Annotated in this window: 16 protein-coding genes; 5 read left to right on the top strand and 11 right to left on the bottom strand. The window is 34.4% G+C overall.

The window, feature by feature from the left end; all coding sequences use genetic code 11:
* Positions 1 to 7: 7 nt before the first annotated feature.
* From L1276_RS03400 to L1276_RS03380, 5 genes are all read left to right on the top strand, one after another.
* The gene (locus L1276_RS03400; protein ID WP_253785455.1) at positions 8 to 331 is read left to right on the top strand and encodes a DUF6660 family protein; all 324 of its coding nucleotides are present in this window, start codon (positions 8 to 10) and stop codon (positions 329 to 331) included.
* A 96-nt stretch (positions 332 to 427) separates the two neighbouring features.
* Complete coding sequence (locus tag L1276_RS03395) at positions 428 to 3,547, top strand: efflux RND transporter permease subunit (RefSeq protein WP_253785453.1); 3,120 nt, start codon at positions 428 to 430, stop codon at positions 3,545 to 3,547.
* A 127-nt stretch (positions 3,548 to 3,674) separates the two neighbouring features.
* Entirely contained in the window at positions 3,675 to 4,919 is a 1,245-nt protein-coding gene (locus tag L1276_RS03390; RefSeq protein ID WP_253785451.1) for a TolC family protein, read from the top strand.
* Between the two features lie 2 nt (positions 4,920 to 4,921).
* Positions 4,922 to 6,187: an efflux RND transporter periplasmic adaptor subunit gene (locus tag L1276_RS03385; RefSeq protein WP_253785450.1), complete on the top strand. Its 1,266-nt coding sequence runs from the start codon at positions 4,922 to 4,924 to the stop codon at positions 6,185 to 6,187.
* Between the two features lie 289 nt (positions 6,188 to 6,476).
* Positions 6,477 to 8,462 carry a heavy metal translocating P-type ATPase gene (locus L1276_RS03380; protein ID WP_253785448.1) on the top strand — a complete coding sequence of 662 codons (1,986 nt, stop codon included), beginning with the start codon at positions 6,477 to 6,479 and terminating at the stop codon, positions 8,460 to 8,462.
* A gap of 26 nt (positions 8,463 to 8,488) precedes the next feature.
* On the opposite strand, the gene L1276_RS03375 is transcribed toward L1276_RS03380, so the two are convergent.
* The 11 genes from L1276_RS03375 to L1276_RS03325 all read right to left on the bottom strand — a co-directional run bounded on the left by L1276_RS03375 (position 8,489) and on the right by L1276_RS03325 (position 23,418).
* Positions 8,489 to 10,108 carry a hypothetical protein gene (locus tag L1276_RS03375; protein ID WP_253785447.1) on the bottom strand — a complete coding sequence of 540 codons (1,620 nt, stop codon included), beginning with the start codon at positions 10,106 to 10,108 and terminating at the stop codon, positions 8,489 to 8,491.
* 63 nt (positions 10,109 to 10,171) lie between these two features.
* Positions 10,172 to 10,822: a VOC family protein gene (locus L1276_RS03370; protein ID WP_253785445.1), complete on the bottom strand. Its 651-nt coding sequence runs from the start codon at positions 10,820 to 10,822 to the stop codon at positions 10,172 to 10,174.
* Positions 10,823 to 11,016: 194 nt separating this feature from the next.
* Positions 11,017 to 11,433, bottom strand: coding sequence for a hypothetical protein (locus L1276_RS03365; protein ID WP_253785443.1), 417 nt, complete (start codon positions 11,431 to 11,433; stop codon positions 11,017 to 11,019).
* Between the two features lie 235 nt (positions 11,434 to 11,668).
* Positions 11,669 to 12,814 carry a cytochrome-c peroxidase gene (locus L1276_RS03360; protein WP_253785441.1) on the bottom strand — a complete coding sequence of 382 codons (1,146 nt, stop codon included), beginning with the start codon at positions 12,812 to 12,814 and terminating at the stop codon, positions 11,669 to 11,671.
* Positions 12,815 to 13,031: 217 nt separating this feature from the next.
* Entirely contained in the window at positions 13,032 to 14,510 is a 1,479-nt protein-coding gene (locus L1276_RS03355) for a hypothetical protein (RefSeq protein ID WP_253785439.1), read from the bottom strand.
* Complete coding sequence (locus L1276_RS03350) at positions 14,497 to 15,957, bottom strand: RagB/SusD family nutrient uptake outer membrane protein (RefSeq protein ID WP_253785437.1); 1,461 nt, start codon at positions 15,955 to 15,957, stop codon at positions 14,497 to 14,499. The genes L1276_RS03355 and L1276_RS03350 overlap by 14 nt, the downstream gene beginning before the upstream one ends.
* 4 nt (positions 15,958 to 15,961) lie before the next feature.
* Entirely contained in the window at positions 15,962 to 19,321 is a 3,360-nt protein-coding gene (locus tag L1276_RS03345; protein ID WP_253785435.1) for a SusC/RagA family TonB-linked outer membrane protein, read from the bottom strand.
* A gap of 10 nt (positions 19,322 to 19,331) precedes the next feature.
* Positions 19,332 to 20,435 (bottom strand): FecR family protein, encoded by a 1,104-nt coding sequence (locus L1276_RS03340; RefSeq protein WP_253785433.1) that lies wholly within the window; start codon positions 20,433 to 20,435, stop codon positions 19,332 to 19,334.
* A 67-nt stretch (positions 20,436 to 20,502) separates the two neighbouring features.
* The gene (locus L1276_RS03335; RefSeq protein WP_253785432.1) at positions 20,503 to 21,102 is read right to left on the bottom strand and encodes an RNA polymerase sigma-70 factor; all 600 of its coding nucleotides are present in this window, start codon (positions 21,100 to 21,102) and stop codon (positions 20,503 to 20,505) included.
* A 211-nt stretch (positions 21,103 to 21,313) separates the two neighbouring features.
* Positions 21,314 to 21,922, bottom strand: coding sequence for a hypothetical protein (locus L1276_RS03330; RefSeq protein WP_253785430.1), 609 nt, complete (start codon positions 21,920 to 21,922; stop codon positions 21,314 to 21,316).
* 146 nt (positions 21,923 to 22,068) lie between these two features.
* Positions 22,069 to 23,418 carry a DUF3526 domain-containing protein gene (locus tag L1276_RS03325; protein WP_253785427.1) on the bottom strand — a complete coding sequence of 450 codons (1,350 nt, stop codon included), beginning with the start codon at positions 23,416 to 23,418 and terminating at the stop codon, positions 22,069 to 22,071.

Here is a 23,418-nt window from a genome sequence, read left to right as displayed (position 1 = left end):
TACAATCATGAAATGGATCACTGTTTTATTGTCAATTTATTTGATAGCACTTTCAAATATGCCCTGTGCAGATATGGAAGTGAACAGTGCTATGCATACAACAGCCCAGTTTGCATCAGAAGAAAATCATTCGCACGATAAAGACAATGATTTATGTTCTCCATTTTGTGCCTGCAACTGCTGTGGCGCGCAGGTTTTGAGTTACCAGACTTCTGTAACGTATGAATTTCCTGCCCCTTACACTAAAATTTCAATTACTTTACCCACTTACAATTCCGTTTTTATTTCAAATTTTTACGGAAGTATTTGGCAGCCCCCTCAAATAGCATAATGATGTCCCGATGGCTGTCGGGATTGAGAGTTGTGGACTAACCACAAATGTATCAGACAATTCTTGTCTAATTTCTCATGTCATTATATATTTCAAATGCTAGATAAAATCATTCAGTTTAGTATACGAAACAAATTCGTTATACTATTATTTACCCTCGTTTTAATAGCGTGGGGAAGCTATTCGCTTAAACAATTACCATTAGATGCACTGCCTGACGTAACCAATAATCAGGTTCAGATTATTACCACAGCGCCTACTTTGGCAAGTCAGGAAGTCGAGCAGTTAATTACGTATCCGTTAGAACAAGCCGTAAAAACGGTTCCCGATATTATAGAACTCCGCAGTATTTCCCGTTTTGGATTATCTGTCGTAACCGTTGTTTTTGAAGATGATGTCGATATTTACTGGGCACGCGAACAAATATTCCAACGCTTAAAACAAGCCGAAGAAAATATTCCGCCCTATGCCGGCACACCAGAATTAGCGCCAATTACAACAGGATTAGGCGAAATTTACCAATATGATGTTTACGCCAAAAAAGGCTGGGAAAATAAATACGATGCTGTACAGCTGAGAACCATTCAGGATTGGATTATTATTCCGCAATTGCAGGGAATTAAAGGCGTTGCCGATGTAAGTACCTGGGGAGGAAAATTAAAACAATATGAAATCGCCGTAAATCCAAATACACTAAATAGTCTGGGTGTAACGATCACCGAAATTTTTGATGCTTTAGAAAAAAACAACCAAAATACTGGAGGCGCTTATATTGAAAAAGATCAGTATGCATATTTCATCCGAGGTGTTGGAATGGCAAAAGGTGTAAAAGACCTCGGAAATGTCGTGGTTAAAAACAGAAACGGTTCTCCCGTTCTCGTGCGCGATGTAGCGCAGGTTCGCGAAGGCATTGCATTGCGTTACGGTGCTTCAACAAAAGACGGAAAGGGAGAAATAGTTTCCGGTTTGGTTTTAATGCTGAAAGGCGAAAACTCCAGCGCAGTAGTAAACCGAATTCATGAAAGAATGACCCAGATTAATAAAAGCCTGCCCGAAGGTGTCGTTGCAGAAGCCTTTATTGACAGAGGAAAACTGGTTGATAACGCAATTGGAACTGTTACCACAAACTTACTTGAAGGCGCTTTAATTGTCATTTTTGTTCTGATTTTATTTCTTGGTAATCTTCGTGCCGGACTGATCGTCGCTTCGGTAATTCCGCTGGCGATGTTGTTTGCTATTATCTTGATGAATGCCTTTGGCGTAAGCGGAAACCTTATGAGTTTAGGTGCCATAGATTTCGGAATTATCGTTGATGGAGCTGTTATTATTGTAGAAGCTTCGATGCATCATCTGCAGAAACTCAAACGAAAAAAAGAACTTTCTCAGGAAGAAATGGATGTTGAAATTTACAATTCGGCATCAAAAATCAGGAATAGTGCCGCTTTTGGAGAAATCATTATTTTAATCGTGTATTTACCAATTCTCGCTTTAATAGGAACCGAAGGAAAAATGTTTAAACCCATGGCGATGACCGTTGGTTTTGCCGTAATTGGAGCATTTATACTTTCGCTGACCTATGTGCCAATGATGAGTGCATTATTTCTTTCTAAGAAAACAGAACACAAAGAAAACTTCAGTGACAGAATGATGCTTTGGTTTGAGAATTTATATACCCCGTTTTTAAATAAAGCCCTTCAATTTAAAAAAGTCGTTTTAGGAATTTCCCTCGGATTATTTGCCTTCGGATTAATTGTCTTTAATAATATGGGCGGTGAATTTATTCCAACAATTGAAGAAGGCGATTTGGCCATAAACGCGACAATCATGACCGGAAGTTCGCTTACGCAGATGGTAGAAACGACAACCAAATACGAGCAGATTTTAAAAGCCAAATTCCCGGAAATCAAAACCATCGTAACCAAAATAGGAAGCGGAGAAATTCCAACCGATCCAATGCCAATAGAAAGCGGTGATTTGATTATTGTTTTAAAAGACAAAAAAGAATGGAAAGGTAAATACCGTAATTGGGAAGAACTCGCCAACGCCATGAAAGAAGAAATGGAAGTAATTCCGGGTGCGAACATCGAAATTTCGCAGCCTATTCAAATGCGTTTTAACGAATTAATGACAGGAAGCCGAAGCGATATTGCGATCAAGATTTTTGGTGATGATCTGGAAATCTTAGATTCAAAAGCATCAGAACTGATTTCGAAGATAAAAAGCATTGAAGGAATTGGAGATTTAAAAGCCGATAAAGTAACGGGACTTCCACAAATCACCATTAAATACGATTACAATAAAATCGCTTTATATGGATTAAATATATCTGATATCAACCAGATCATTCGTTCATCGTTTGCCGGAGAAAGTGCCGGAAAAATTTATGAAGAAAGCAAGCGGTTTGATGTTGTCGTAAGAATGAATGAAGACAATCGAGGGGATATTACTGATGTAAGCAATTTGTTTATTCCGCTTCCAAACGGACAGCAGGTGCCGCTTTCACAAGTCGCAACTGTAGATTATGAGCAAGGCCCGGTTCAGGTTGTTCGTGAAGATGGAAAACGACGAATTACCGTTGGTTTAAACGTTAGGGGCAGAGATATTAAAACTGTTGTAGAAGAAATTCAGCAGAAACTCGAAAAAGATTTAAAACTTCCTGCGGGCTATTATGTAACCTATGGCGGACAATTTGAAAATTTAATCGAAGCCACAAAACGACTTTCGGCTGCATTACCAATCGCTTTAGGTTTGATTTTGATTTTGCTGTATTTTACGTTCAAAAGTTATAAGCAGGCACTTTTAATTTTTACAGCCATTCCGTTATCTGCTATTGGCGGTGTATTTGCGCTTTCTCTTAGAGGAATGCCGTTTAGTATTTCGGCCGGAATTGGGTTTATCGCTTTATTCGGAATAGCGGTTTTAAACGGAATTGTCCTGATTTCGTATTTCAATCAATTAAAATCAGAAGGAATTCTCGATCCGCTTCAAAGAATTTTAATCGGAACCAAAACCAGATTGCGTCCGGTTTTAATGACCGCAGCCGTAGCTTCTTTAGGTTTTTTGCCAATGGCATTATCTACAAGCGGCGGGGCAGAAGTACAAAAACCTTTAGCAACCGTAGTTATTGGCGGCTTAATCTCGGCAACCTTATTGACCTTAATCGTTTTACCGATTCTGTATTTAATGCTGGAGAAATTCAACCGTAAAGTAAAATGATTTTTCACGCAGATTCTACAGATTCAAGCAGATCAAATAGATTTAATTTTTAAAAATAACAAATAAATAATCTGCGCATATCTGCTTAAATCCTTTTAAATCTGCGTGAAACAAAAAATTAAAGAAAATGAAAAAGTTACTATATAATTTAAGAATAATAAACTTTGCGAACTTCGCGCTTCCCTTGCGAACTTTGCGGTTAAGTGCATTCCTATTAGCAAGCACAATGATATCAGCACAAAGCAAAATATCTTTAGAAAAAGCAATAGAACTTGCCAAATCAAATAACATCGACCTAAAAATTGCCGATAAAGAAATAGAAAAACAAACTGTTTTAAAGAAAACCGCTTTTCAGCCAGATCCGTTACAGGTACAATATCAGGGCGGGCAGTTTAACAGTGTTGATTTTGATCATAATGTTTCGGTACAGCAATTCTTTCCGTTAGGAAATGTCACAAAAGCAAACAGACAATTGCAGGAAGAACTTGCCAAACTGGCGGAGAAACGAAAAGCATTATCATCTTACGAACTGGAAAAAGCCGTGACTTTGGCTTATTATCAATACTTATATGGAATTTCAATTCAAAAGTTAAACTCAGAATTAAACGCCATTTACACTAAATTCCTTAAGAACGCTGAACTCCGATTTAAAACCGGAGAAAGCGGCAATATTGAGGTAATCAGTGCCAAAGCCAAAGTAAAAGAAATCGAAACGCAAGAGGAACAATTGCATTACGATTTGGTTATTTACCAAAAGCAGCTTCAGTTTTTTGTGCAGACGGATGAAAATATTATTCCGGATGAAATGACGTCGCTGCAATATCCATTTATTGAAAATCAGGATTCAAAAGCCGAGAGTTTAATGACTGATTTTTATCAGCAGCAAATTTCGGTTTACCAAAAAGAAGCCGGAACGTTTAAAGCCAATCGAACTCCAAAATTAGGTTTGGGGTATTTTGCGCAGACTATTAATACCGAATCCTTATTTCAGGGTTTTACGGCCGGACTTCAGATTCCGCTTTTTGGCGGAGTGAATACGGCAAAAGCAAAAGCGGCGGAAATTAGTATTTTGCAGTCGCAATTGGCATTGGATAAAAACAAAATTATCCTGAATCTGCAAAAAGAAGAATTGCAGCATAACTTTAAAAAACAGCAGAAAAACCTAAATTATTATCAAAATGAAGGTTTGCAATACGCCAACCAGATTATTGAAACGGCACAGAAAAGTTATGCCAACGGAGATATGAGTTATTGGTCGTACATCAGTTTTTTAAATCAGGCGATTGATATTAAAAAACAATTTGCAGAAGCCACACATAGTTTTAATCAAAGTACCATCGAACTTCAATTCCCAACTATCAAAAACAATTAAAAATGAAAAATATATTTGATAATAGTTTAACCGCAAAGAGCGCTAAGGTTTCGCAAGGAACGCAAAGTTTAATTTCCTTGCGTACTTTGCGCTTTTTCTTTGTGCTCTTTGCGGTTACCTTACTAAGCTGCAATGAGAAAAAAGCCGAAGAAACGCACGAAGAAGAAAAATCGCAGACAGAAGCCACATTAACGGAATCTCAATATAAAACCGTAGGCATTGAAACTGGATTTGTAGAAGACCGAAACCTTAATAAAGTCATCAAAGCTAATGGTTACACAACAGTCCCTCCTCAAAACTCCGCTGAGGTTTCGACTTTGATTGGCGGAACAGTTAAAGATATTTATGTTCTGGAGGGAACGTTTGTCAAAAAAGGAAAAGTACTGGCTACGATTCAAAATCTGGATGTGATTGAAATGCAGGAAGAATATCATTCGGCTACAGCCAATATTGAATATCTGCAATTGGAATACAACCGCCAGAAAACATTGAGTGATGAAAATGTAAATCCGAGGAAGACGTTTCAGGAAGTAAAAGCCAAATTAGCAGCCGAAAGAGCCCGAGCGCAGGCAGCAAAAAACAAGCTGGAGGCTTTACATGTTTCTACAAAAGGAAGTACTTCTTTAGTGCCTATCGTAGCGCCAATAAATGGTTACGTTGGAAAAATTAATATTGCCAAAGGTGCTTTTGCACAAACAGGAGTTTCATTGTTTGAAGTGGTAGATAACAGCCAGATGCATTTGGATTTAAATGTGTATGAGAAAGATTTGGGTTCGATTTCTATTGGTCAGGTTATCGATTTCGTACTGACTAATCAATCCAATAAATCGATTAAAGGAAAGATTTTCGGAATCAATAAATCTTTTTCTAACGAAAGTAAAACCGTTGCGGTTCATGCCAAAATTGATCCTGCAGATGCAAAAGATTTAATTCCGGGAATGTATGTTTCGGCAAATATCAATATTACAAATGCTACGGTTCCGGCTTTACCAAAAGATGCTGTAGTTCGTAATGCTGACAAATACTTTGTTTTTGTTCAGGAAGAAACACAGGCCGAAGAAAAACACGAACATAAAGAAGGCGAAAAAGAAGAATCTCATGAAAAAGAAATTCATTTTAAAGCTATTGAAGTTATTCCGGGCACAACAGATTTAGGTTTTACGGAAATTAAGTTCGTTGATAAGATTGATTCTGAAGTAAAAATTGTGACAAAAGGCGCTTTTTATCTACTTTCAGCAATGAAGGGCGGAGGAGAGCATGAGCACTAATTTTTTTAGAGATGCTAAGGTTCTAAGTTGCTGAGGTACTAAGTTTTTTTAAGCTGGGTGAAATAATCTCGCAGAGCCGCAAAGTTTTTGATTAGAGAATTAGGCGTACTATTTGTCATTTCGTCGAAATGACATAAAATGAGAAAAAAACTTTGCAGCTCTGCGACTTTGCGAGATTAAAAATATTTTACTTAAGAGTAATTGCAGCAAAATGATTAAATTTAGAACATAAATTTTAAACAAAGTCTCGGGAACGTAAAACTTGAAGCTTTAAACTTGAAACTCAAAAATGATACATCAAGATAAAGAAATAAAAAATACAAAAAATAAAGCCAAACCATCCTGTTGCTGCTCACACGACGAACCTGCACATTCAGATAATGACGGACACGATCATGAACATGGAGCCGGGGGAAGTTTGTTTAAAATGTTTCTTCCATCTATAATATCCTTTGTATTACTGCTCATTGGTATTGTTTTGGACAACTATTTTCCGCAAAGCTGGTTTTCCGGATATGTTAGAATTGCGTGGTATGCAATTGCCTATCTTCCGGTTGGACTTCCGGTTTTAAGAGAAGCTTACGAAAGTATTGTAAAAGGCGATGTTTTCTCAGAGTTTTTCCTAATGTGTATTGCCACAATCGGTGCATTTGCCATTGGTGAATATCCTGAGGGCGTTGCGGTTATGCTTTTTTATACCATTGGAGAAACCTTTCAGGGAATGGCCGTGAGCAAAGCAAAATCGAATATTAAAAGTTTACTGGATCAGCGTCCGGATGAGGTTACTATTTTAGAAAATAACATAGCAGTAAAAATAAAAGCTAAAGATGCTGAAATAGGCGATATTATTCAGCTTAAAGCAGGAGAAAAGCTAGGATTAGACGGCGAATTGTTATCAGATTCGGCTTCGTTTAATACGGCAGCTTTAACCGGAGAAAGTAAACCCGATACGAAAAAGAAAGGCGATACGGTTTTGGCGGGAATGATAAATGGAAATACAATTGCACAAGTAAAAGTAACAACGGCTTATAACGACAGTAAACTGTCTAAAATTTTGGAATTGGTTCAGAATGCAACAGCTAAAAAAGCGCCAGCCGAATTGTTTATTCGAAAGTTTGCCAAAATATATACACCAATTGTAGTTTATCTGGCCATTGCTATTTGTTTACTGCCAATGCTTTTCGTTGATGATTATGTTTTTAGCGACTGGTTGTACAGAGCTTTGGTTTTCCTGGTGATTTCTTGTCCGTGTGCTTTGGTTATTAGTATTCCGCTTGGTTATTTTGGCGGAATTGGCGCTGCAAGTAAAAACGGAATCTTATTTAAAGGAAGTAATTTTCTGGATAGTATTTCGAAGATTCAAAATGTGGTTATGGACAAAACCGGAACCATGACCGAAGGTGTTTTTAAAGTTCAGGAAGTCATTATAAAACCTGATTTTGATAAAGAAGAAATTCTGAAACTGGTAAATGTTTTAGAAGGAAAGAGTACGCATCCCGTAGCGACGGCCATTCATAATCATGTTGGAATAATCGATTCATCAATTGAATTGAATAATGTAGAAGAAATCTCAGGCCACGGATTAAAGGCGGAAATTAACGGAAAAGAACTTTATGTTGGGAACTTCAAGCTTCTTGATAAATTTGATATTTCGTATGATATTGATCCGGGCTCTGTAGTTTATACTACAATTGCCATTGCTTACGATAAAAAATTTGCAGGTTATTTAACGATTGCTGATGAAATTAAAGCGGATGCTCAGGAAACAGTTTCTAAATTAAAATCATTAGGCGTAAAAGTTACAATGTTAAGCGGCGACAAAACCAATGTGGTACAGTTTGTTGCCGATAAACTTAAAATTTCAAATGCTTTTGGAGATTTGCTTCCAGAAGACAAAGTGAATAAAGTAAACGAAATTAAAGCCAAAAACGAAACGGTAGCTTTCGTGGGTGATGGTGTAAATGATGCGCCGGTAATTGCTTTAAGTACCGTAGGAATTGCAATGGGAGGTTTAGGAAGCGACGCTGCCATAGAAACTGCCGATGTTGTAATTCAGGATGATAAACCAAGTAAAATTGCAATGGCGATAAACATTGGAAAACAAACCAAAAAAATTGTCTGGCAGAATATTACTCTGGCTTTTGTTGTAAAAGCTTTTGTTTTAATCCTTGGCGCGGGCGGACTTGCCACAATGTGGGAAGCTGTTTTTGCTGATGTAGGTGTGGCGCTACTGGCGATTTTAAATGCGGTTAGGATTCAGAAGATGAAGTTTTAAGAATTGAATTTACAGAAGAAAAAGAGTTATTCTTCTTCTTCGTCTTCTTCTGTAAATTCACTATCAAAAGAAAGAAGTTTATTTGCTTTGATATAATCGTATTGTTTTTTGGTAAGATATACATCTGCAATTTGATTTCTTGATTCAATTTTATAAAACTGACCTTTAAGATTGTTTTGAAATACTACAGATTTTATGAAATCAAAAATACTAGAATCAGTCCAGTCATCTTCTACTTTTAAAACCTTAGAATAAAATTTATTTCCTATTTTAAAATTTAAGGTTGTTTTGTTTTTTTTAGAGTCAAACGGATTAGAAATATGAGTGGGATTAAATTGATTATGGGAGATTCTGGCAAATATTTTCACTATTTCGGCATAAGGATCTTTTTGGTTTCTAAGCATTATTGATTCATCCAAATATATCATATTGGGAAAAGCGGAAAGAATTTGGTTTTTGTCTTTAATATATAATGCAGCAGCATTTTCTTTTCCCTTATTGAGTTCATCTGCTGTTAAGTTTGAAAATAAGCCAATTTTAGTAAATTCTTTAATTGCATTTTCAATTTCCTGGCTGGTTGGTTTTTTTATAAAATCTTCATACTCAGGTTTTAGGTAGGAATCCTCTTGAGATAGTATTTCTTTTTGTTTTTCATTCAACACTATTATTCCAAAAAGTTGATTGTCTGTTTTCATATTATCATGAATAACAACAACATGAAGGCGATAAGCAGAGTGTAAATCTCTAAGAATTTTATTAAATATCTGATAATAATATTTATAATCTATTTCACATCTTAAAGGTTTGTTTTCATCCCATAAAAAGTCGTGATAATTACTTCTATACTTGTAAACTCTTCCATTTGACCGAAGAGAAACAATAAAATCGATACATTTAGTATTGTCAGGAAATTCATCATCCTGTACTTTTTCAAATTCAAAATTAGTAAAAGCCAATTCTGGCAGTATTGAAGCGGTTTGTTGATGAATAATTTCCAGATATTTTTTTGGCTCAACTGGATATTTTTTTGTGTCAATAATTACAGATCGTTCGCAATATAATAGAAGGTCAACAGGTTCTTTTATATTTTCGTCCTCTATAGCCTTTAAAAGACTTTCGTATTTTTTATCTGCTATTTTGTATTCTTTAAGCTGATTTGCAAATTTTTTAAGTCTTTCTGGAGCCAGGTAATCTGTATTTAAAGCCTTATTTGTAACAGCTTTTAAAAATTGCAATTCATAACCATACGAATTATTATTTATTTCTTTTTGTAAATAGTTGAATTGCTTTTCACTAATAAGGTCAATTTTTTTCAGTTTAGAAAGATAATCTGTAAGTTTCAGGTTTTCTTTTTTCTGTTCTTCTTCAGTAATTTCTTTATCGTCAAGCGCAGTGATATCAGTTATGGATTCAAAATAAAAATGTCCGATTTGTTTCTTAAATTTAGACTGAAATAATCCATATATATACGAAGTTTTACCTCCTGGCTTGTATTCTTCTTGTTTTTTTAGGAAATCTCTAACCTCGTCCTGCTCAATAAGTTTATTCTCAATTAATTTTTCTAAAATCGGATCTTGTAGTTGTGCGTTTGCAGAGGTGCTTGTTAAAAGCACAAATAAAATGATTTGTTTAAATAGTTTCTTCATTTAAATCTCAGTGATTTATATACTTTTAGAATTTTATGAAATTTAAAATACTCGGTAAATATATTAAAATATCAGATTAATTATACTTTCATTATTCTCCAAAGATATTCCAACTGGATTACTCTCAGAAGGAGTTTGGGTTGGATACCAATTTCGATTAGGCTGTACCAGAATCAATAAACCTTCATGATCGCCAATGGCAGAGAATTTTTCAGTATTGTCATTTTGAGAAAAGAAATGAAGTCCGTGTTCTTCCACTAATTGATTTCCTAATTCTAATGGACTTTCGGTAACAATTCCAATTTCGCTTATATTCAAAATCGATGCTGCATTGAATTCGCCGGCGTAATCATTATTTAAATCATGACGAGCGATGAATTCCAATAAATTTCCATTGTGATCGTAAAAATAAATTGAATGTGCGTTCCAGTTTTCAAAATGAGTAACGACACTTTTATCTTCCAAAACAATTAAATCGACTTTGTTTTTGCACCACTCAATGGCTTCTTCAAGCTGATTTTCGGGAATATTAAAAGCAAAATGATATATCGAATTAAAGTCTCGGTCTTCAACAAATTTTAAGATGGAAGTTCCCGCTTGAAATGTGATCGAATTTTGATCCTCTTCCAGAATAAAAAGACCAAAAAGGTTCTGATAAAATCCTTTTGTTTTTTGAATATCGTTTGTTTTGATTTGAATCTGATCTATTTTCATAAGTGTATTTTTTATAAAAAGAAAAAGCTTCTTTTTTGTTAGAATCAAATTTAAAAAATCGAGGTATGACAATGATTATACAGTCATTTTATACTTCGATGAAAGTATAGTAAATTACTATTTTAAATTGGTTCCGGCAATAAAAAATCCGTTTCAAACAAACGAAACGGACTTTGTATCTTTTGATATGAGGTTTAGGCCATATCAATCAATCCTCTTTTTACGACATAATGATCTTCATTTTTAACCAAATAAAATTGAGCGGCAAATCCGGAAGGCTCTCCTAAATAAGTTACACTCACATCAAAATATCTTGAATTTCCATTTTCATCAGCCCACATGTAATCATCTAAAATTCCTAAATTCTTTGTCCATTCCAGATTGTTGAGCCATTCTTTACCTTCAAAAGATTCATCTTTTGCAATTTCATGAATAAGATAATGATCGCGCCAAATTACATGAATTGATTCTTCCCAGTCATCATATAAATGATCTACGCTGTTTTTGGCATTTTCTAATTCGCCTTTTTTCAAGTAAGCAAAAAAATCTTCAACTGCATTTTGAGCCTCAAGCTCTGTTGGTTTTTCTTTCCAGGTTTTAAAGGTTGTCATAAAATCTTAGTTTTAAATTAATGATTTTTGGGGGATTAAAAGTTTTTCTTTTGTATACAAATAAACTAATTTTCTATTGATATGCATAGTTTTACGATTTTATTTTCTAAATATTTTCGTACTTAAATAAAATAAGAATCGGGCTTTCTATTTAATAAAAAAAGCCCGTTTCATAAAGAAACGGGCTTAGCAGATTTGCAGTTGTTGGGGGCAATTTACAAATCATTTTAACTAACTATTGTTTTGGCATTTCCGGAACCATAATTCTTCTTGTAGGTGTGCTTAAAGTTTCAATAAAGGCTAATAAATCACCAATTTCTTCTTTGCTTAAATCTAATTTTTTAAGTGCCGGATCTACTTTTGGAATTAAAGAATCTCGTGCTGTACCCAAATATCTTTTCTGAACCGGAGATGGGTTTCCTAAATTGTATAATTCTACAACATCCAGTAAAGTTGGAAAATGTCCGTGATGCATCCAAGGTTTTGTGTTTACCACTTCACGAAGCGTCGGCGTTCTGAATTTGCCAATATCTTTTACATCTTTGGTTACATTGTAACGTCCGAAATCTTCATTTTTTGTTCCAAATAAAGTCTGTCCGTCATTATGAAATTGATTATCACTAAAATAAGGCGTATTGTGACAGTTGATACATTGTGCTTTAGTTCTGAATAAATGCATTCCTTTTACCTGTTGATCGGTATAAATATCTGATTTTCCGCTTACAAACTGGTCAAACTTACTTTTTGGACTATTGATTGATCTTTCGAAAGTGGCAATCGCATATTGAATTCTTTCTAAAGTCACTTTTTTATCTCCAAAAGCAGCCATAAATAAAGAATTATAGCCTTTTATTTTGGCGATTTTATCAACGGCAATGGTCAATTTTTCATTCATTTCTAAAGGATCAGAAACAGGAAACTGCGCCTGATCTTCCAGACTTTTTGCTCTTCCATCCCAAAATAGGGAAGTGGCATAAGCCGAGTTTAAAATCGTCATAGAATTGCGTTTTCCCGTCTGGCGGTCATGACCAAAAGAACGCGTTAAATTATCTGTCCAGCCCAATTCCGGATTATGACAGGAAGCGCACGCAATTTGTCCGCTTTTAGATAACCTCGGATCAAAAAACAAGATCTTTCCTAAACTTTCTTTTTCCTTCGAATAGGGATTATAAGCAGGATAGGGAACGGCAGGCAAAACGCCAATATCCTGAAATTTAGATTTATCAATACTTTCGTGTAATTCTGCAGCAGGCCATTTTGATGAATCTCCGCTGGAATAGATTTTTCGTAATTCCTGTATGTCAGTATAGTCAGGACCTTCGGCTGTTTTATAAGCCGATAATCCCAGCAGGAATAGGATAGGGAAGATTAGTTTTTTCAATTCTTTTGTTTTTTTGTTTTTGTTTTTTTTGATTGGTTTCCAGTTTCAGGCTGCAACAGAACGTGAAACCTTAAACTATTTTTTTTTTAGTTTAGACTCCAAAAGCTTTGTCAAAGTTTAAAACTTTGACAAAGCTCGATAGGATTTTTTTGTTTGACATTTTAGTTTTCAAGTTGTCTCATAACATGAAACTTTAAACCTGAAACCTGAAACAATTTTAAAGCGTAACTTCTTTAGGACAAGGAATGCTTAAAGGTGTTGGTTTTGTATATGTTCTGCTATTGAACATTCTGTATTGTGTAGAAACAGTTCCTCCAAAAAGTTTCTCATTTGTTAGTTTTAATTCAAATGAAATTTCATATAAACCATTGCTGACTTCTTTGTAAGTTCCTTCGCCGGAAATTGCAATAATATGTGACTTCGATGGAATTAAAGCCGTTGCAGCAGTTCCAATAGTAATGTCCTGCGGAATTACGAGAACTGTCCCTTCCGTTTTGCTGTTTCCATTTGCAGGGAAAAACTCCAATGCCGAAGTAATATTAAACCCTGGAGAAATGTCTGCTGAGTTAGTTTCGTTAGAGAACCATCTTTTTAAACCAAAAGAATTTACAGTGTTAGTTCCGCTGGCTACGTTAAATCCAATTTTAAAAGCATCGTGGTAGATATCATCATTTGGGTTTGTAGTTCCTCTATCACTGTATAATATGGCATTAGGATTATCTTTAGTAACAATAACTGGGAAAGTTAAAGCATTGAAAGTCTGCCAAGTGCAGGTACCATTATTATTAAACCAATGTTCACCATAGGTTAGATAAAATGCATTTGTTGGATCTGTAAATTTCGAAGCAGGATATGCCTGAATATCTCTTGGTATTTTTATTGGTTTTGTAATAGTTAAGCTGATATTTCCTGTAGCAGTATAATTTGGAATATTGATTAACGTTAATTTAGAATCGTATTGAGCATCATCGTTTTGAAGATCTTCTAAAAGAGTTAAATGATAGTTTACAGAAGTTCTGTTATCACCATAATCGTCATGCGTTAAAGAATATTCGAATCCGTTTTGGAACTTAAAAATAGCAGCATTTTCAATTTCTTCCGGAAAAAAACCATTAGGATAGTATACTTTAAAATCAATTGTTTCGCCTATTTCGCCTTTTACATTGTACTTTGTTACAGGAAAAGTATAATTAGTAGCAATAGTTCCTAAATTGATATTGAAAGTATCATTTGGATATGTAGAATTTAGATTTCCAATGTGAATGTCAGGATCAGAAACAGTTTCCAATTTTAGCTTGATATTTTGACTTGCAGCCCATCTTTTATCAAATGACACATAAATAGTATCAGTTAATTTACTGCCGTGAAATGTAAGCTGATTTACAGGATTTACGCTAAAACTGTCGCTTGCACCATTTGTTTCGGCACTAAAATTGGCTGTAACCGTTCCCTTTAAGGCACGTGTTGTTAAAGCTACAGGAACTTTTAATGTTCTTATCGCTTTATTGTCATAAGTGGACTGAGGAACTAAATTTCCGTTTACAGCCGGGTATTCTAAAGGTGTGTTATCACTTTTTACTAAAAAATTAAATCTTAAAAAAGGATCAATATCTGAACCTAATTTATAATCATCTTTTGAACATGAAATATATAACAGAGCTGTAAATAATATACTGAATATCTTAATACGAGTCATTTTGCTGCAAGTTTGGGTTAAGATTAGTGTTGTATGTTGGTATTGGCAATACATATTTTAAAGATGGATAAGTCAAACTGCACACTGTGGCGATACAGCCGTCATTTCTTGAAACATCTTTATGGTTTCTGGCAATATCAAAGAATAAGAAACCTTCAAAACATAATTCTTTTCTTCTTTCTAAAAAGATATTTTCTTTTAAATTCGTTGTATTGGTTAATAATGATGCATTGGCACGGGCACGGATGATATTAATGTCTGCCATTGCCAAATCGGCTCTATTGGTTTCAAATGCAGCTTCTGCACGAATCAGGTACATTTCACTGAGTCTGAAAGCGACATAGCCGGCATTATTCTGAAATTTTTTGGTAAAGTTGTAATCTCGGTAAGTCTGCACGCCGCCTATAATTGTATAAAGTGATTTTGTTAAGAACAATTGTTTTCTTAAATCACTGCTTTCATATAGATCAATTAAATCATTTGAAACTGTATATTTTTGAAAGTTTATGTCTGAAGTATACCCAAAAGTCTGAGCCATTGATGATGAAACATTTCCTTCTGTGTCTTTCGGAATAGAAAACTCAAGGAGGATTTCTGATACGGGAAGATCAGGTTTTTCCCATTCAGAAACTAAAGTTTCTTTACTCATTAGCGCAGCACCTGAATTGGTAATTACATCATTTGCCATTTCGTAAGCATTTATCCAGTCTCCTTTTTGAAGATAAACTCTTGCTAATAATGCTTTTGTATTTTTTCTGTTAAAGAAAGAATGGGCAGGGCCAGAAAGTAATGAATTGTCTGAGTAATTATCAACAGCCGTTTTTAAATCATTAATAATTAAGTTATAAGTTTCTGCCAGGGTTTTTCTGGCCGGATATTGTATTCCGGATTTAATAGATTCTGTGTTGTAAATTATTCCTAAATGCGATGCATCAGCCGTATATTTATAATCCTGACTGTAAACAAGAGATAAAAGAAAATGGGCATAGGCTCTTATCGTTAAAGCTTCGGCTTTTATCTGATTTTTTTCTGCATCAGTCGCATCGGTTAGGGCAGGAGTATATTCTAAAATTAAATTCGCCTGATTTATGATGTCATAATTACCATCATAAAATGTTTTAAAATTACTGGACAGCGCCACATCATCAAAAGAATAAAACTGCTCAACATTTGATGATGGCGAAATCTGTCCTTTGAGACCTCCTGTTGCAGTTGGACCAAATTTTAAATTACCGCCCTGTAAATCAGCATAAACAGCATAGCGTTCTGGTCTTACATTAGCTTCTACTTCAGTATAAAGTCCGGTAAGTGCCTGCAAAACTCCTGTTTTGTTTTGTAAAAGTTCATCTACAGACGTTTGGGTTCCGGGTTCCTGCTCTAAAAAGTCACTACAGCTTTGTAATGAAAGTGTTAGAAAAAATATGGATAGGTATTTTGAATATTTCATTTTCTTAAAATTTAGCATTAACTCCCAGCGAGATTGTTCTTGCCTGCGGATAGATATAACTATACTCTCGTATTCCGTTCATTCCTTTAGGACTTTTTTCTTTGTACCAATACGCCACATTTGTAGCATCTGCAAAAACAGAAACAGCATCCAGAAAAGTATTCTTTTTAAGAGGTATATTATAACTTAAATTAACATTACTGATTCTGATATAGGTAGCATCGTAGATATATTTGCTTAAGTTTGACATTATTGGTGAAAGTGTTACAGCTGATTGTGAAACATTGTCGCCTGGATTTCTCCAATAATCGTAGGCATTTACAGAAAGATTTCTATTTGTTGTTACATTATATTGATCGATAAGAACACTTGGTGCCATAAAGCTTCCGCCAATTTGATAATCTCCTCTAATAGATAAAGTAAGATTATTGTAGAAAGTAAAATTATTATAGAAACCTCCATAAGCATCTGCCTGTTTGTCTCCAATAGGTTCCCAATCTGCAACTGTAAATAACTCGTTATATGTTTTAGCATCGTAAATCTGTCCATTTTTTTGTATAAGATCTCTTCCTGTTGCCGGATCTACACCAGCCCATTTAATTCCCCATAATGTTGTTGTGCTGTAACCTACTTTTTGTGCCAATGCAATATTTGATTCAGCATAATCACTGCCTAAACCTTTTAAATAAGTTACTTTATTATTTATTGTGGCAATATTAAAAGCCGTTGTCCATTTAAAAGCATTGCTTTTTATCCATTTTATTCTTGTAGTAAGTTCAAAACCTTTGTTGTACATGCTTGCCGCATTTAATTGTACAGAGCTGTAACCTGTTTCTGTAGGAATGTCTCTTGAAGCAATTAAATTACTTTTATCATCGTAGTAATATTCTAATGTCAATTCGACTCTTTTGAAAACATTAAAATCAAATCCAGCATTGAATTTTGTGTTTTTTTCCCAGCTTAATCTGCCATTTGGAGCAGCGCCTGTAGTCGCACCAATAGAACCATTGTATCCGTTTTGGCTTATATTATAAATTCCTTTTGATCTGTAAGAACCAATTTTAGAATTTCCGGTTGATCCGTAACTTGCTTTCAGTTTCAGGAAATCAATCCAGGAATTTGTGCTTAAAAAGTTTTCATTACTAATAATCCATCCGGCACCTAAACCGCCATTATGAGCCACATCGGTATCATCTCCAAAGACAGAACTCTGATCACGACGATAGTTTGCTAATAAGAAATAACGTTTTTTGTAGTTGTAATTTACCTGAGAGAATAAAGAAACTCTTGAATTGTAGCTTATTTCATTTCTGTAACTCTGACCGTTTTTAGATTCATCTTCCGTTGTATCCGGATTGTCATCTCTTATGGCATCTATGACATTATTAATACGATCAGGCTCTAAAAATCCTACACCAGATTTATAATTAAAGTCTGTTTTATCCTCTGCTAATTCAAAACCAACAACTCCATCAATTTCATTGCTTTCATTTAATTGTTTGTTGAATAAAGCTTGTCCCTGCCAGTTCCATTTAGTAGAATTTCTCTGGTTTATAAGGCGGCGTCCCCAAGCAGGATGTGTAATTCCGTCTAAGATAAAAGTCGCATTATACTGGCCGCTTTCATTTGCTGCAGAAAAATAACGATCCTGTTCTTTATCAGTATAGTCCATACCAAAAAGAGTAGAGAATCGGATGTTTTTATTGAGCTTATAAGATAAATTCAAACTTCCTAAAAGACCAAAAGTCTGCGCTTCGTTTTTGTTTTGCTCAATCGCCGCCAAAGGATTTCCTCTCGTAGTACCGCTTACGCCCAAATCAGCATATGAACCATCAGCATTATACAAGGCAAGCGTTGGAAGGTAAGCGAAACTGTAAAAGATATTTGGAGCATCTTTTTGTACAAAACTAGGATTAAGCATTAAGTTAATATCCCATTTACCTGAGTTGTAACCTAAATTAATTCCGGCGTTTAATTGTTTTGTTTCATTTCCAACCTGTGGTTCATCGATTTTGGTATAACTGATGTTAGTACGGTATGAAAATTTAGAAGTAGATCCCGAAACATTAAAATTATATTTATTATATACACCAGATCTGTTTAATATATTAAACCAATCCGTGTTTATTCCGTTATAAGAAACTGGAACATGACCCGTCGTAGTATTTTTCAGGAACTCATTTCGCAGTTCCGTATATTGCTCTCCGTTTAAATACTTAATTTGATTAACGGCAGAAGAAACTCCCAGTTGATTAGAAAAACCAAATTGTGTTTTTCCTTTTTTTCCTTTTTTGGTTGTAATCAAAATTACACCGTTTGCTCCATCGGCACCATAAATACCTACTGCTGCAGCATCTTTTAATACAGAAATCGTTTCAATATTTTCCGGGGCAATTTTCATCAACGGGTTCCCTAAATTTTCAGAAAAATCACCGTTTCCGTTAAAATTGGCACTGTCAATGGCATATTCTTCGCTCATTACAACACCATCAACAATAATAAGAGGCTGAGACGAAGTCCCTGTAATAGCACCGCTCAAAGAGGATAATGTACCCTGACCTCGAATATTAATCTTTACAGGACCGCCTATACCAGAAGTATTTTCAACCATAACACCCGCAATCTGGCCGGTAATCATTTTATCAAAACTTTCAGAAGCCTGCTCAACCGCAATATCTTTTGCCTGCAAAGTCGAAATACTCCCTACAATTTCCTCTTTTAGTTTTGTAGTTCCATAAGAAGAAGTAATCACAACCGGATTCAGTTCATCAGTAGTTTCCTGAAGGTAAAATATGAAATCTTTTTTGTTGTCTGCTTTTTGAGACTGAGGTTCCATTCCAAGAAATCCAACTTCAAGAACAAGATTCGGAATGTTATTTCCTTTTAACTGATAGACAAACTTTCCGTTAAAATCAGTTATAGCGCCCATTCCGGTTCCTTTTATACGGATAGTTGCGCCCGGAAGAGGCTGTTTATCTTTAGCGTTATAAACCGTTCCGGTAATAAATCTTTCCGTTTCCTGAACGTCAGAATTAGAAGAATCAGGAGCAGAGCTCGTTAATAAAACCTGCTTTTTCTGAATGTAAAACGAAATGTTTTTGCCCTTTAACAACTGTTTTAAAGCCGTTTCAAGAGTAGCATTATTTACCTCTAAATCGCCCAGCTGATCCGCATCAATTTTACGGGCGTTATAAATTATCCTAAAATCAGTTTGTTCTTCAATTGATTTGATAATTAGGCTTATAGGTTTGTTTTTTACGTGTAATGTTATGAGTTTATTCTGAGAAAATCCTTTAAATCCAGATATGAGAATGGCTAAGAAAAACAGAATTTTTCTTAAAACGGGTTGTATCGTAAATGTCATGTTTGTTTATTTATCGAGGATTGGTGATGGTAATCGTTTTATGTTCAATTGAATAATTAAAAGGAGTGTCACGTTTTAGAAGATCTAAAATGTTTTCAACACTAGATTCGCTGCTATTTATAGTACCAGTAAAATTCTGTCTGGCCAAATCAGAATTTTCATTAATAATCTCAACATCGTAGGTACGCTGAATCATTTTAGCGATTGTAGAAAATGGGGTGTCTTTAAATGCCAGTTCTCCTTTTGTCCAGGCTGAATAAAAAGAAGGATCAACATTTTTGAGCGTAATTTTTTTAGCATTATTCTGCCACGTTGCCATTTGGTTAGGCTCAAGCAAAATAACATTAGAAGGATTTGCAGTTTCAGACATTTGAATACTTCCTTCTATCAAAGTACTGTTAACAGTAGGATTTTCGGGATAAGCGCTCACATTAAACTTTGTCCCAAGAACCTTAATATCAACCTGATTGGCATTTACAATAAACGGATGCTCTTTATCTTTGGCCACTTCAAAAAAAGCTTCTCCGGTTAAATATACATTTCGGTTTCCGTTACTGCCAAATTGTTCCGGATAGCGTAAAGAACTTCCAGCGTTTAAACTCACAATAGTACCATCTGAAAGTTTTAGTTTGAAACGTTTTCCGTACGGAATGGTAAGCGTGTTGTAAACCAGTTTGTCAGCAGCAGCTTTACCAAAATAAATGATTTGATGAGGAAATTTTTTGGCCACTAAATCTCCTTTGTCATTTACTAAAGTAGTTTGATTTTTTCCAGAAAAATATTCTAAACGGCCGTCGCCCAATTCCAGAACAATTTCTTTTGATGCTTTAGATGTATCGGTAAATAATAAAATAGTTTTTCCTAATCCAATTACAACTAAAAATACTGCGGCATAGCTCAAGTACTGCCTCAGCCTGTTTTTTGGTTTCATTTGAATTAATGGAACAGAATCACTAAAAATATCTTCAGATAAGCCGGAAAGAACCCACGCTTTCTTAGCCGTTACAAATTGCTTTTTGTTTTCTGCCGATGCTTCAATCCATTTAAAAAGTGCCTGAACTTCTTGTTCTGAAGCTTCGTTAGAAAGATATTTTTGTATTATTTCCGATGTCATATTTGAGTTTTAAAACGTCTCACTATAGTTAGTACACTTCAGAAATAAAAAACCCTACCTTTTATTCTTAATTATTATAAATAAGGATAAAGATTAGGAACAAATAATCCGATAATTTCGTTTTTAAAATCTTCAAAGCCTTTGTCATGTGGGCTTCTACAGCTTTTAAAGTAACTTCCATTTCTTCGGCTATTTCTGCATTTTTTTTATTTTCGAAGCGTTTTTTTATAAAAACTTCCCTGGTTTTAGGCGGCAAATCATTAATAGAATCCTGAATAATACATTCTAATTCGGTTAATTCTAACGTATCGAATTGAAGCGAATTTAAAACCTCAATATCCAGTTCTCTTTCTTGGTGGTTAAGTAAGTCTTTTTTAAATTTATCCTTCACCTTATTATGTCGGATTAAATTCAGACATTTAGATTTGGCGTAAGTAAACAAAAAAGCCTGAATTCCGTTAATAGAATCTACACTTTCCCTGTTTTGCCATAAATGGAGTAGAGCTTCCTGAGCCAGATTTTCGGCTTCATCCTGATCGTAAATAAACTGAATACTAAAAGATTGTATTCTTCTAAAATATTTATCGTAGAAAAACTTAAAAGCAGTTTCGTCTCCTTCCTTAAAGGATTTGAAGAGATTTAATTCGAAACTTGCATGGTTATTCATTAATTGAAATTTACTTTTGGAAAGGCAATATTAAGTAAATTTTGAAAAGTACTCTATTTGCTCAGAAAGCGGCAAATATAAAAGTTTATTTATATTAATTCTAAATAAAATAAAAATAAAGACCTTTACAGGAAAATTTATTCAGAATAAGTTTAGTTTATAGTTTTTAACTGCAATCCAGAAGCTTCTGGATTGCGGTTAGATAAATTATTTAATTAAGTATTAAATCTATATTTTCAGATAATCTCTCCGCTAATTCCGGAGTAGTGCTGTTGTTTAAAATCCACGGAACCAGTTTTCCTTTGCTTATGATTTTTTCTTTAGAATAAACCAAACTAAAATATTGTACTGAATCAACAGATAATTTGACATCTTCATAATAATAACGTGACTGATTTAAAGCAGGATATTTAGCCAATAAATAATCATTTAAAGTAAAAGAAGCCCCTTCTTTATATAAATCTCCCGGCAAAATTGGAGTAATCGTAATTTTATGAATGCTGTCTTTTAAATCGTTATAAGCTTGTTTGGTAGTCGAAAAATTAGATTGTTTTAATTTATCCTTTTCAGATAACTGACGAATTACCGAAAGTCTAACATAATCGCCGTCTATTGCAATTACTTTAAAAATGAAATATTTGTTTTCCATACTTTGGCTTCCGTTTGAGCCTCTTTGTTTACTAAAGATAAAACTTCCTGACTGCAATTTATGTTCTGGTGTATTAATAGCTTTTTTCCATTTGTATGGATTGTAAACCAGTTGTTTAAAGGCGTAAAGAATGATAATAATGAGAAGGCTTATTAAGAATGTTTTTTTCATTGAATAGAAATTTCATTAAAAGTACTATTTTTTTAACCGCAAAGAACGCAAGGATTCTTTGAATTGACTTTAAAAAAAACGCAAAGTCCGCAAAGCTTTATATAAACTTTGCGAACTTTGCGTCTTTGCGGTTAAATATGTTGCAGTTAAAAAAACACTTTACGATTAAAATTTCGCCATCCAAAACCAATCAGCAATAAACTAAAAAGCAATAAAGGCAAAAACGCTTTCATAAAACTCGTTTCAGAGCTATCCTTAAACGTTTCTACTTTAAAATTCTCCCATTTTTCCTGATCAACCGGAGCATTGTCGAATATCTTTGGATAAAAATACAAACGCAGTTTTTCGTGAAATTTTGTTGTTTCCTGTAAAAACGAAAGTTGGTTTCGCAAATCAGATTTTGCAATTTCATTTAACTGAATCTGCGTATGCAGCGTTGGAATAAACTGCGCAATCAGCTCACTGGCGCGGTTGCGCTGTTGTAGTTTCGTTTCTAATTCTTTGGATTGTACCGAAGATTCATCGTCGCCCATTTGCTGCATGGCGTAATACCAAAGCCAGCTGAATTCTTTATCAGGCAAAGGATAATTTTTAAATTGCGGATAATGTTTGTAGAATTTATCCAGCGTTTCCTGTTTATCCATATCCCATTTTTCATGATAAGCATTTCTCTGCGTAAGTGTTAATTCTAAAGCTTCGGGGACTTTATATCTATTGATGATATAGGTATTGATTCCTGCCGGAAGAATAATAATAAGAAATAACCAGATTGTCAATAAAATAACAGCGTTGAAGTTGGAATTTTTTTGAAGGGAAACAATGAAAAAACAAACCGCAAACCAAAATAAAATATACAAAACCGAAAGCCCGTAAAACACAAGAAAGGATTTATCTATCGGAATCTGTAAAAACAAAACAGCTGCTAAAAGAATAAAAGTCAAAAGTGCCGTTATACTTAAAATTCTAACATAAAACAGTTTTAAGATATACAAAAACGTATTTGAACTCTGTGTTGCCACAATTTTCCAGGTTCCTGATTCTTTTTCTTCAGAAATAATATTATAAGAAAAAGCAATAATCAAAAGCGGAAACAAATATAAAAGCACAAAACTAAAATCGATATTTCCTGACAAAAGATTACTCGGATTATTGAGTTCCGAATCGTATTTCTGACCTTCCAAACCTCGAATCGTAACATTTTGAATCGACGGATTTACATCGCGCTGTCCAATTGCTAAACTATTAATTGGCAGTGTATTATTGACCAATGAAAATTTAATGTAATACAGAAGAAGTCCAATTTCATCTTTATGAAAAGCAGCATTTCTGGCAATATGTTCTTTCTGGTAAATTGCCGCTTCAGTAATGTTGTTTTGTTGTTTTTCCTGAAACTGGCGACCTATTAAAAGGCTTATAAAACCAATAATTAATAAAAAAAGTAAGCCAATTTTGGTACCTTTTGAACGTATGAAATTTTTAAATAAGAGTACTAACAT

The organism is Flavobacterium sp. HSC-32F16, from assembly GCF_024171645.1.
GTDB lineage: Bacteria > Bacteroidota > Bacteroidia > Flavobacteriales > Flavobacteriaceae > Flavobacterium.
This window is presented reverse-complemented; position numbering and strand designations above follow the sequence as displayed.